This is a genomic window from Thauera sp. AutoDN2, assembly GCF_051280715.1.
Taxonomy (GTDB): Bacteria; Pseudomonadota; Gammaproteobacteria; order Burkholderiales; family Rhodocyclaceae; genus Thauera.
This window is the reverse complement of the sequence record NZ_JBNCAR010000019.1, coordinates 39,668-51,351: the sequence shown is the minus strand read 5'-3', so window position 1 is coordinate 51,351 and position 11,684 is coordinate 39,668. Positions and strand designations below refer to the sequence as shown.

The window sequence follows — 11,684 nt, the reverse complement described above, 5'->3', positions numbered from 1 at the left end:
ATCGGCCACGCTTCAAGGGCCGGATCAGCCTTGCGGTCGGTCCTGCCCCGGCAGGTCGGGGTAGCGCACATAGTCCACCAGATCCTGGATCTCCTGCGGCGGCGGCTTGGTCAGCAGACTGACGACGAAGATCGTCAGGAAGCCCAAGGGTACGCCGAAGGCCCCGGCCGAGATCGGGTTGATGTCGAACCATGCGTTCGCCATGGAGCCGCCGAAGAAGGGGTGCGTGCGCACCACGTAGAACAGCGCGACCGCCAGCCCGACGATCATGCCCGTCACCGCCCCGGGCCGGTTGGCCCGCTTCCAGAAGATCCCCAGCACCAGCGCGGGAAAGAACCCCGAAGCGCCGATCGAAAAGGCCAGCCCGACCATGAACAGGATGTTGTCCGGGCGCAGCGAGGCCACCCACGCCGCCACCACCGCAACCACCAGCAACTGCGACTTCGAGATCACCAGACGGCGGTGCGTCGAGGCCTGCGGGTTGATCACCTTGTAGTACAGGTCGTGCGACAGCGCGTTCGAGATCGTCAGCAACAGCCCATCGGCGGTCGACAGCGCAGCGGCCAGCCCCCCGGCCGCCACAAGGCCCGATACGACGTAGGGGAGACCGGCGATCTCCGGCGTTGCGAGCACGATGACATCGGTGTTCAAGCGCAGCTCCGCAAGCTGCAGCACCCCGTCGCCATTGAGGTCGTCGAGCGTCACCAACCCGACCCTGCCCCAGGAGGCGACCCAGTCGGGGAGGATCGCAATGCTCGAGCCCACCAGGTTGTGATACACCTCCCACTTCGCAAACACCGCGTAGGCCGGTGCGGTCACGTAGAGCAGGAAGATGAAGAACAGCGACCACGCGACCGAGCGCCGCGCCTCCATGACACCTGGCGTGGTGTAGTAGCGCATCAGGATGTGCGGCAGCGCCGCAGTGCCGACCATGAGCACGAACATCAGCGCGAGGAAGTTGTTGCGTGCGACCGCGGACAGCGCGGGCGTGCTGCCCGGATGGGCCTCGGCATGCCGTGGCGGGGGCTTCGAACGCTCGAGCGCCTCCAGGCGCTTGAGCTCCCATTGCTCGCGGGCCTGCGCCGGGGTGGCGGGCAGATCGCGCAGCGCCCGCTCGGTCAGCGCGATGTCCCGCGCAGGCGCATGGTTGATGCGCATCGAATTGACCTGATCGATCAGTGCCTGGCGTTCGACCTCGAGTGAATCAGGAAGGGCCGCGATCTTCGCCGCGTGGTTGTTCGCCTGCGCCGCGTACATGTCGCGCACCTCGCGCTCCGTGGGCGAGGCAAACAGCACCTCCTCCCGCTCGCTGATCTGCTGCAGCACGGTGCCGTACACCGCCTGTGGAATCGGAATGCCGGTGAGCTTGTAGGACAGGATCACCACCGGCACCAGATAGGCGATGATCAGGATCACGTATTGCGCCACCTGGGTCCAGGTGACCGCCCGCATGCCGCCGAGGAAGGAACACACCAGGATGCCCGCCAGGCCGATGAAGAGTCCGATCTCGAACTCCACGCTGACGAAGCGGCTGGTCACCAGCCCCACGCCGTAGATCTGCGCCACGAGGTAGACGAAGCTCGCCAGCACCGCGGCGGCGAGCCCCACCAGGCGCGCGACGTTGCCTTGGTAGCGCGCGCCAAGAAAGTCCGGGATCGTGTATTGCCCGAACTTGCGCAGATAGGGTGCGAGCAGCAGCGCCACCAGCACGAAGCCGCCCGTCCATCCGGTGACGAAGGCCAGCCCTTCGAAGCCGCTGAAGTACAAGGTGCCGGCGAGACCGATGAAGGATGCGGCGCTCATCCAGTCGGCTGCGGTCGCCATGCCGTTGAACACCGCCGGCACCCGCCGCCCGGCCACGTAGTACTCGGACACGTCCGAGGTGCGGCTCATCACGCCAATCGTGGCGTAGATGGCGATGGTCACGAACAGGAAAACATGCCCGATCACGCGCTCGGAAAGCCCCAGCGACTCACCGATCGCGAGTGCAACGACGAAAAACGCGAAGGTGAGCGTGTACAGCCCGTAATACTTGCGCAGCCGGCGCGTGAAACCGACGTTGCGCTTCAAGACCGCCGCCCCACGCGCCTCACGCCCGCAGCCCGCATCAGTACTTGATCCGTGCGTAGTAGGACTTCTCCGCCGCCTCGCGCGCATCGCGCAAGGTACGAATACCCATCTCGGCCAACAGCGGGATCAGCTTCAGGAACACCTCTGCGGTGACGATCGCATCGCCCAGCGCGGTGTGCCGCCCCACGATGGTCAGCCCGAGGCGCTCCGCGATGGCTTCGAGACGGTGGGACGCCTGGTTCGGATGCACCACCGCCGAAAGCAGCAGCGTGTCGATCACCGGCTGGTCGAATCGCAAGCCGGTCTGTGCCTCCTTGAGCTGCAGGAAGCGCATGTCGAAGGCAGCGTTGTGCGCGATCAGCACCGTATCGGCGGCAAAGGCGTGGAAGGCCGGCAACACCTTGTCGATGGTCGGCTGCCCGCGCAGCATGTCGGAGGTGATGCCATGGATCTTCGCGGACTCCGGCGCCAGCGGTCGCTCGGGGTCGACGAGCTGCTCGAAGGATTCACTGCGCAGCAGCTTGCCGTTGAGCACGCGCGTTGCGCCGATCTGGATGATCTCGTCGCCACCGGACGGGTTCAGGCCGGTGGTTTCGGTGTCGAACACCGTATAGGTCAGCTCCGACAGCAGCCGGTCTTCCAGCCCATGCGAGCGCTCGGACCACGCGAAGAGATCGAAGTCGTAGTATTCCGGCCGGCTTTCACCGCGCAGGTAGGTGTCGGCCTCGACCTGCTCCTGCGGCGTCGCGGTCGGCAGCAGGATGCGGAAGAACGCGCGATGGCGTACCTTCTCGCGCTCCAGCCACATCTCGCCGCCATGGCGGTCGATGACATCGCGCACGCTGAGCGGGCTGTTCTCGCCCTCGATCTGCATGGGCTCGAGTTCCCAGCTCATCACTGTCTCGGTGCTCATCGCCTGCCCGGACCAGATCAGGTCGAGATGGGCGAGGCGGCCGGCAGGCGTGAGACGGAAACGCACCTCGCGCACCTCGAACTCGTCGGAGAGCCGGTTCGCGAGATAGGTGATGGCCTGCAGCAGCGCGAAACTGTCCACCCGGACCCAGAGTGACTCATCCACCTCCTCGATCTTGGTGGGCAAGCCGATGCGTTTCTCCACGCGTTGCTGGGCGGCGGCGATGAGGTCCGCACCGAGCATATCCTCGAGCTCCCAGCGCGCCTTGACCGAGTCGGCGAACTCGGCCGCAGCCTGGTCGAGACGCTGACTCATCGCCGCAACCTCGTCGCGCACCACCTTGCGGAAGCGCACCCGCATCTCTTCGGGCAGGTCGTCGTACTCGAGCATGTCGGCCGCTGCGCGCACATTGGCGAGCGCCGCGCGGTTGCCCTCGGTCAGGCCATGCAGCATCTGGTCGCGGCGGGATTCGGACTCGAAATCGCGCGTGATGTTGTCGAGCATCAGGATGAAGCCGGTCAGGGCGCGCTCAGGCTGCGCCGCCGCGGCCTCTTCCTCCTGGGCGGCCCCAGCCACGGACAGCACCGGAGACATCTGCACGCGCAGCAACTGCCCCGCCCGCGTGGTGGTGACGAAATTGGCCTGCGGCTGTGCAACGCCGCGGCGAAGGCGCTGCTGGATGGAGTCGAGCGCGTGGGCAATCAGGTTGCGCTCGAGCACGCCGTAGATCGAGCGTCCCAGGCCGATCAACTCGCCGCCACCCGCGACGCCGGGGGCATCGGAGAGCGCGCGGAACTGGGTGCGCGCCCGGTTGTTGTAGAGCAGCACACGGCCGTCGAGGTTACACACCACCACGCTCTGCGTAAGTTCCGACATCAGCGCCGCGAGCCTGTTCTTCTCGAGCTCCACCGACTCCTTGGCGCGCATGATCTGCGCCTCGACATCGGACATCAGCGCGTCGCGCTGACTCGCGAGCTCGTTCGCAGCCGCGGCCAGCGCCTGCACCTCGGGCGGTCCTTCGGGCTGCACGCGGAAACCGCGATTGGCGCCCACCATGAGCCGCAGGTGCTCGGCCATGCGCAACAGCCCCTGGACGTACTGGCGGAACAGACTCTGCACCACGCCCACCCCCGCCGCGAAACCGACCGCGGTGAGCACGGTGCCCAGGGTCAGGTGCGGCGTGAGAACATCGATCAGCAGCGTTCGCCCCTCACCGCTCGTCTCCAGCCAGACGATCAGGGCCGTAAGCAGGAAAGGCCCGGTCATGAGCATGAACAGCACCATGACCGCGAGAATGAAGCGCACACGGGCGGACATGGTTCATTGCTCCAGCATGCTGCGCACCTTGTCCACCAGTTCACGCGTGGAAAAGGGCTTGGTCATGTACGCGTCGGCACCGAGCGCAAGCCCCTTGGCAACCTCCGTATCCCGCCCCTTGGCGGTGAGCATCAGGACGCGCACCGCTGCAAGCGCGGGGTCCGCCTTGACCTCCTGACAGACCTCGAATCCGGTCTTCTTCGGCATCATCACGTCGAGCAGCACCAGGTCCGGGCGCTCGGCCCGGATGCGCTGCACGGCTTCCTCACCGTCGTTGGCCACGACCACGTCGAAGCCCTCCCGCTTCATCAGGAACTCCAGCGAGATGACGATGTTCTGTTCGTCGTCGGCAATCAGGATCTTCTTGTTCATCGATCTCTCTCCTCCCCACGCCTATTCTATGTCATCCCTCGCTCGCCGCCGAAGTCAGTGGCAGCTCGAACGAGAAGGTCGCGCCTTCTCCGGGCGCGGACTGCAGCCACAGACGGCCGCCAAAGTGCTCGATGATCTGCCGGCTGATCGGCAGCCCCAGCCCGGTGCCCTGCGGCCGCGAGTGCTCGTCCCCACCCTGGCGGAACTTCTGGAACACCACCGCCTGGGTTGCAGGGTCGATGCCCGGTCCGTTGTCCTTCACATCCACGCGCATGTGCGCATCGTCGCATGCGAGCGTGACATCCACCCGGCCGCTACCTGCAGGAACGAACTTCGCGGCGTTCGAAAGCAGGTTCAGCATCACCTGCAGCAGGCGGTCGTGGTCGGCGCGCAGCGTGGGCGCCGAAGCCGGGAGATGCAGTTCCACCACCGCGCCGCGGTCGCGGAAGAGCTGCAGGGTCGCATCCACCGAATGCCGCACCAGCTCGCACGGATCAATATCGGTGTTGTGCCATTCGGCATGTCCCGACTCGATCTTCGCCATGTCCAGCACCTGATTGACCAGACGCGACAGGCGCACGGTTTCCGACACGATGATGCCGAGAAAGCGCTGCCGATCCTCAAGCGCGATCTCCGCATCGTCGAGCAGCATCTCGGAAAGCGCGCGGATCGAGGTAAGTGGCGTGCGCAGCTCGTGCGTCACCGAGGACATGAAATCGTCCTTCAGCCGGTCGAGCTCCTTCAGCTGCTCATTGGCGGCGCGCAGTTCGGCCGTGGCCGCCTCCAGTGCGCGGGACTTCTCCTCGAGCTGGTGCGAGTAGGCGCGCACCTGCGAGGCCTCGTCGAGGATGTCCATCACCTCGCCCAGACCGAGCGGCTCCTCCTGCACGACGGTGGACACCATCACGCGCGCCGACGCCCCCCCGATCGCCCCTGCCAGCAAGGACTCGGCGAAGTGCACAAGCTCCGGGTCGGCCTTGAGCCGCGACAGGTCATCCAGGCCGTGGCTGCGGGCGTAGGCACCGAAAGCCTCCTCGGTGCGGCGCTGGCCCAGAAACCGTGCCACCAGCGGCAGCAGGTCACGGACCTCCGCACCCGAGCGCCAGAAGCTTGCGGGACGCCCATCTGCGCGCCGGAACGCATCGACGAAAAGCGCGCCCTGCGTGGCCTCGGCCCCCGTGGGCACGCGCGCGAGCGAAACCAGCAGATAGGCACCGATGTTGGCGAGCAGACTCCAGAACAGCGCATGACTGATGTTGTCCCAGCCTGCCAGGCCGAACAGTTGCTCCGGCTTAAGCCAGCCGAGCCCATACGGTCCATGGGTGAGGAAGCCCGGGTCGAGCCAGCCCGACTTCGCGAACGAGGGCAGCAGCAAGGTGTAGACCCACACCACGAAGCCCGCGAGCAACCCGGCGAGCGCCCCCTCGCGCGTGCCGCCGCGCCAGTACATCCCGCCGAGCACCGCCGGAGCGAACTGCGCCACCGCCGCAAAGCTGATCAGGCCGATGCTCACCAGCGCGTAGGCCTCGCCCGCAAGCCGGAAGTAGAGATAGCCCAGCAGCAGCAGGACCACGATCGCCCCGCGCCGGATGCCAAGCAGCAGTCCGGTCAGGTCGCGCTCGCGCGCCAGGTCGAGGCGCTTACTGCGCAGCAGCATGGGCATGACCAGGTCGTTGCACACCATGGTCGACAGCGCGATCGCCTCCACGATCACCATGCCGGTCGCTGCCGACAGGCCGCCGATGAATACGAACAGCGCCAGCGCCACGTTGTCGTGCGCCATCGGCAGCGTCAGCACGAAGGTATCGGGGTCGACCGTGCCCTGGCCGAAATGGAGCAGACCGCCGATGGCGATCGGCACCACGAACAGGTTGATCGCGAGCAGGTAGGCGGGAAAGACCCAGGTGGCGCGGCGCAGGTGCTGCTCGTTCACGTTTTCCACCACCGCGATCTGGAACTGGCGCGGCAGGAAGATGATCGACAGCATCGCCAGCAGCACGTGGGCGAACCAGCCGCCGTAGCCCAGCTTGCCCCCGCCATCGAAGACCAGCAGGTTGTGCAGTTCGGGCATCGCCACCGCGCGCGCGTAGAGGTCGCCGAAACCGTCGTAGAGCCAGTAGGTCACGTAGATCCCGACCGCGAGGAAGGCCAGCAGCTTGACCACCGACTCGAAGGCGATCGCGGCCACCATGCCCTCGTGGCGCTCGGTGGTGTCGAGGTGGCGGGTGCCGAACAGCACCGTGAATGCCGCCAGCGTCAGTGCGATGTAGAGCGTCCCATCCTGCCACCAGCCACCGGAAGCTGCGACGCGAAACAGGTTGTCGTGCTCGCCGACCAGCAGTGCATAGCCACTGGAGATGGCCTTCAGCTGCAGCGCGATGTACGGCACGATGCCGACGACCGCGATCAGCGTCACCAATCCGCCCAGCAGATGGCTCTTGCCGTAGCGCGAGGCCACGAAGTCGGCGATGGAGGTGATGCGCTGACTGCGGGCGATGCGGATCATCTTCAGCAGCACCAGCCAGGCCAGTGCCAGGCCCAAGGTCGGCCCGAGATAGGTCGGCAGGAACCACAACCCGCCCGAAGCGGCACGACCGACACTGCCGAAGTAGGTCCACGCCGTGCAATAGACGGCGAGCGAAAGACTGAACACCCACGGGTTGTCGATGACCGAGCGCCCCTGATCCGCCCTGCGGTCGCCGAAATACGCCACGGCAAACAGCAGCAGCAGGTAGGCGAAGGACGCCGCGACGATCAGCCAGCCGGGCAGCATCGCATGCTCCGCATCAGCGCGCTCCGCGCTCGACGATCCACGCCGCAGCGACGATCAGGCCCAGCCACACCCCGAACAGGTAGAGATGGAGCAAGGGCAGGCCAAACACGCTCAGCGGACGATCGAACAGCGAAAGAATCGGGTAATTGAGTAGCAGCAGGCCGGCGATGAACACCGCCATCAGGCGCTGGCCGGCGAGTCCCTTGCGCATCATGAGTCTCCCATGATGTCCGATTCGGCGTCGAAAAATGACGAGGCGCCGCCCCGCTCTTTGCGGCAGGGTCGGCGCATCGCACGATCAGGCACCGCGCGTCATGCGCGGCCGGTCTCCCCCGATGTCCGGCTTGTGCGCCGGATCTCCTCCTGTCGTTCAGGTCGGGGCCACCCTGGAAGAGCGGCCCCCGCGGTCGTCAGCCCTTGAGCTGCTCGAGGATATGCGGATTCTCGAGCGTCGAGGTGTCCTGCGTGACGTCCTCGCCCTTGGCCAGCTGACGCAGCAGGCGGCGCATGATTTTGCCCGAGCGCGTCTTGGGCAGGTTCTCGCCGAAGCGGATGTCCTTGGGCTTGGCGATCGGGCCGATCTCGTGACCGACCCAAGCCTGCAGCTCCTTGACCACCTTGGCGGCATCTTCGCCGGTCGGACGTGCGCCCTTCAGCACCACGAAAGCCACGATCGCTTCACCGGTCACATCGTCCGGACGGCCGACCACGGCAGCTTCGGCCACCTTCTCGTGCGCCACCAGCGCAGACTCGATCTCCATCGTGCCCATGCGGTGACCGGAGACGTTCAGCACATCGTCGATACGGCCGGTGATGGTGAAGTAGCCGGTCTCGGCGTCGCGGATGGCACCGTCGCCCGCAAGATAGAGCTTGCCCTTGAAGTCCTCGGGGTAGTAGGTCTTCTTGAAGCGGTCGGGGTCGCCCCAGACGTTGCGGATCATCGCCGGCCACGGCTTGGTGACCACCAGGATGCCGCCCTGGCCCCACGGTACTTCGGTGCCGGTCTCATCGACCACTGCAGCCATGATGCCCGGGAAGGGCAGCGTGCAGGAGCCCGGAACCATCGGCGTGGCGCCCGGCATCGGCGTGATCATGTGTGCGCCGGTCTCGGTCTGCCAGAAGGTATCGACAATCGGGCAGCGGCCGCCGCCGACGTTCTCGTAGTACCACTCCCAGGCGGCCGGGTTGATGGGCTCGCCCACCGAACCCAGGATGCGCAGCGAAGACAGGTTGTACTGCTTCGGATGCACGGACGGGTTGTTGTCGGCAGCCTTGATCAGCGAACGGATCGCGGTCGGCGCGGTGTAGAAGATGCTGACCTTATGATCCTGGATCATCTTCCAGAAGCGGCCGGCGTCCGGGTAGGTAGGCACGCCCTCGAACACGATCTCGGTCGCACCGCAGGCGAGCGGGCCATAGGTGATGTAGGTATGGCCCGTAACCCAGCCGATGTCGGCGGTGCACCAATAGATGTCATCGGGCTTGATGTCGAAGGTGTATTTCATCGACAGCATGGCCTGAAGCAGATAGCCGCCCGAGGAGTGCTGCACGCCCTTCGGCTTCCCGGTGGAGCCCGAGGTGTAGAGAATGAACAGCGGGTGCTCGGCTTCGACCCACTCCGGCTCGCAGGTCTCGGACTGGCTGGCAACTGCCTCGTGGTACCAGCTGTCGCGGCCGGCGACCATGTTGATGTCTGCGCCCGTGCGCTTGACCACGATGACGTTCTTGACCGAGTCGCAACCGCCCAGCGACAGCGCCTCATCGGCGATCGGCTTGAGCGGCAGCGCCTTGCCGCCGCGGAACTGGCCGTCGGAGGTGATCACGGCCACGGCCGCGGCGTCCTCGATACGGTCGCGCAGGGCTTGGGCCGAGAAGCCGCCGAAGACGATGGAGTGGGTCGCACCGATGCGGGCGCAGGCCTGCATCGCGACCACACCTTCAATCGACATCGGCAGGTAGATGATGACGCGGTCACCCTTCTTGACGCCCATGCCGCGCAGGGCGTTGGCGAACTTGCTGACGCGGGCGAGCAGATCCTTGTAGGTGACCTTGGTGACTTCGCCGCTGTCGGCTTCGAAAATCAGCGCGACCTTGTCGCCCAGGCCATTATTGACGTTGCGGTCGAGGCAGTTGTAGGAAACGTTCAGCTTGCCGTCGGCGAACCACTTGAAGAACGGAGGGTTCGACTGGTCGAGGACCTGAGTGAAGGGTTCCTTCCAGTCCAGCAGTTCCTTGGCACGGCGGCCCCAGAAACCCTCGTAGTCGTCCTCGGCTTCCTTGCACAGCGCACGATAACCGTCCATGCCGGACACCGCTGCGTTCTTGACCATCTCTTCCGACGGGTTGTAAATGCGGACTTGCTCGTTGGACATACTCACCTCTCCTCAACTGTTCAAATGGTTGAAGCTGACCCGGTTACGGGCGGGCTGGTTGGTTCCAGCCTGTTTGATCGCCTGACGGAAAGCCCCTCGGGGGCCTCCCGCTCGGGCGCTTCGATGCCTTCGAATCGCCGGCATTTTAGTGATGTCTATCTTACACAGGACTTACACAGCCCGGCCAGCGGCGGTTGAACGCCCCCGGTGGTAGAATCCGACGCCTGTCCGGGCCGGCCGGCCCGTGCACGTCATTCTGCCCCCATGTCATTCCGGAGACCAAGCGTCATGACGATCATTCGCCAGGAAGACCTCATCCAGTCGATCGCGGATGCCTTCCAGTACATCAGCTACTACCACCCGCTCGACTACATCCAGGCGCTCGGCGAGGCCTATGAGCGAGAGGAAAGCCCCGCGGCCAAGGACGCCATCGCGCAGATCCTGACCAACTCGCGCATGGCCGCCGAAGGCCACCGCCCGATCTGCCAGGATACCGGCATCGCGGTCGTCTTCCTCAAGGTCGGCATGAACGTGCAGTGGGACGCGAAGATGAGTGTCCAGGACATGATCAACGAAGGCGTTCGCCGCGCCTACAACAACCCTGACAACAAGCTGCGCGCCTCGGTGCTGCTCGACCCGGCCGGCAAGCGCCAGAACAGCAAGGACAACACCCCGGCGGTGGTCCATTACGAGATCGTCGAGGGCGATGACGTCGAGGTCATCTGTGCTGCCAAGGGCGGCGGTTCGGAAAACAAGACCAAGATGGCCATGCTCAACCCGTCCGACTCCATCGTCGACTGGGTGCTCAAGACCGTGCCGACCATGGGCGCCGGCTGGTGTCCGCCGGGTATCCTCGGCATCGGCATCGGCGGCACGCCCGAGAAGGCGATGCTGCTGGCCAAGGAATCGCTGATGGACCCGGTGAACATCCACGAACTGCGCGAGAAGGCTGCCTCGGGCGCCCAGCTCAGCCGCGTGGAGGCGCTTCGCCTCGAACTGATGGACAAGGTCAACGCGCTCGGTATCGGCGCGCAGGGCCTGGGTGGCCTCACCACCGTGCTCGACGTCAAGATCATGGACTACCCGACCCACGCCGCCAGCCTGCCGGTCGCGATGATCCCCAACTGTGCCGCCACCCGCCACGTGCACTTCCACCTCGACGGCTCGGGTCCGGCGCATCTGCCCACGCCCAGGCTCGAGGACTGGCCGCAGGTCACCTGGAAGGCCGACACCAACGTCGCCACCCGCGTGAACCTCGACACGCTGACGAAGGAAGAAGTCGCGTCGTGGAAGCCGGGCCAGATCCTGCTGCTCAACGGCAAGATGCTCACCGGCCGCGACGCCGCGCACAAGCGCATCGCCGACATGCTCGAGAAGGGCGAGAAGCTGCCGGTCGACTTCACCAACCGCGTCATCTACTACGTCGGCCCGGTCGACCCGGTGCGTGATGAGGTCGTCGGCCCGGCCGGTCCCACCACCGCCACCCGCATGGACAAGTTCACCCGCATGATGCTGGAGAAGACCGGCCTCATCTCGATGATCGGCAAGTCCGAGCGTGGCCCGATCGCCATCGAGGCAATCAAGGACAACCGGTCGGCCTACCTGATGGCGGTGGGCGGTGCAGCCTACCTGGTGTCGAAGGCGATCAAGGAAGCCAAGGTGGTCGGCTTCGAGGACCTGGGCATGGAAGCGATCTACGAGTTCACCGTGCAGGACATGCCGGTGACGGTCGCGGTCGACGCCAACGGCACCAGCGTACACAACACCGGCCCGAAGGAATGGCAGGCGAAGATCGGCAAGATTCCGGTCACCGTCGCCTGAGCAACGCAGCCTGCGCCGCCACCCGCGGCGCAGCACCACACACAGC

Annotated in this window: 7 protein-coding genes; 1 reads left to right on the top strand and 6 read right to left on the bottom strand. The window is 65.7% G+C overall.

The window, feature by feature from the left end:
* Nucleotides 1-24: 24 nt before the first annotated feature.
* The 6 genes from ACPT9U_RS11490 to acs form a co-directional block, all read right to left on the bottom strand.
* On the bottom strand, nt 25-2,070 hold the full coding sequence (locus ACPT9U_RS11490; RefSeq protein ID WP_418365013.1) for a sodium:solute symporter family protein: 2,046 nt from the start codon (nt 2,068-2,070) through the stop codon (nt 25-27).
* 37 nt (nt 2,071-2,107) lie between these two features.
* Entirely contained in the window at nt 2,108-4,300 is a 2,193-nt protein-coding gene (locus ACPT9U_RS11485) for a 3'-5' exonuclease (RefSeq protein WP_418365014.1), read from the bottom strand.
* A 3-nt stretch (nt 4,301-4,303) separates the two neighbouring features.
* Nucleotides 4,304-4,672, bottom strand: coding sequence for a response regulator transcription factor (locus tag ACPT9U_RS11480; protein WP_418365015.1), 369 nt, complete (start codon nt 4,670-4,672; stop codon nt 4,304-4,306).
* A 31-nt stretch (nt 4,673-4,703) separates the two neighbouring features.
* Entirely contained in the window at nt 4,704-7,445 is a 2,742-nt protein-coding gene (locus ACPT9U_RS11475; RefSeq protein ID WP_418365016.1) for an ATP-binding protein, read from the bottom strand.
* Nucleotides 7,446-7,458: 13 nt separating this feature from the next.
* The gene (locus tag ACPT9U_RS11470; protein WP_418365115.1) at nt 7,459-7,656 is read right to left on the bottom strand and encodes a hypothetical protein; all 198 of its coding nucleotides are present in this window, start codon (nt 7,654-7,656) and stop codon (nt 7,459-7,461) included.
* Nucleotides 7,657-7,855: 199 nt separating this feature from the next.
* Entirely contained in the window at nt 7,856-9,817 is a 1,962-nt protein-coding gene (gene acs / locus ACPT9U_RS11465) for an acetate--CoA ligase (protein WP_435751036.1), read from the bottom strand.
* 288 nt (nt 9,818-10,105) lie between these two features.
* Here acs and ACPT9U_RS11460 point away from each other — a divergent pair, with 288 nt between their 5' ends.
* A complete protein-coding gene (locus ACPT9U_RS11460; protein ID WP_435751035.1) occupies nt 10,106-11,638 on the top strand; it encodes a fumarate hydratase in 1,533 nt (510 codons plus the stop codon).
* Nucleotides 11,639-11,684: the final 46 nt, after the last annotated feature.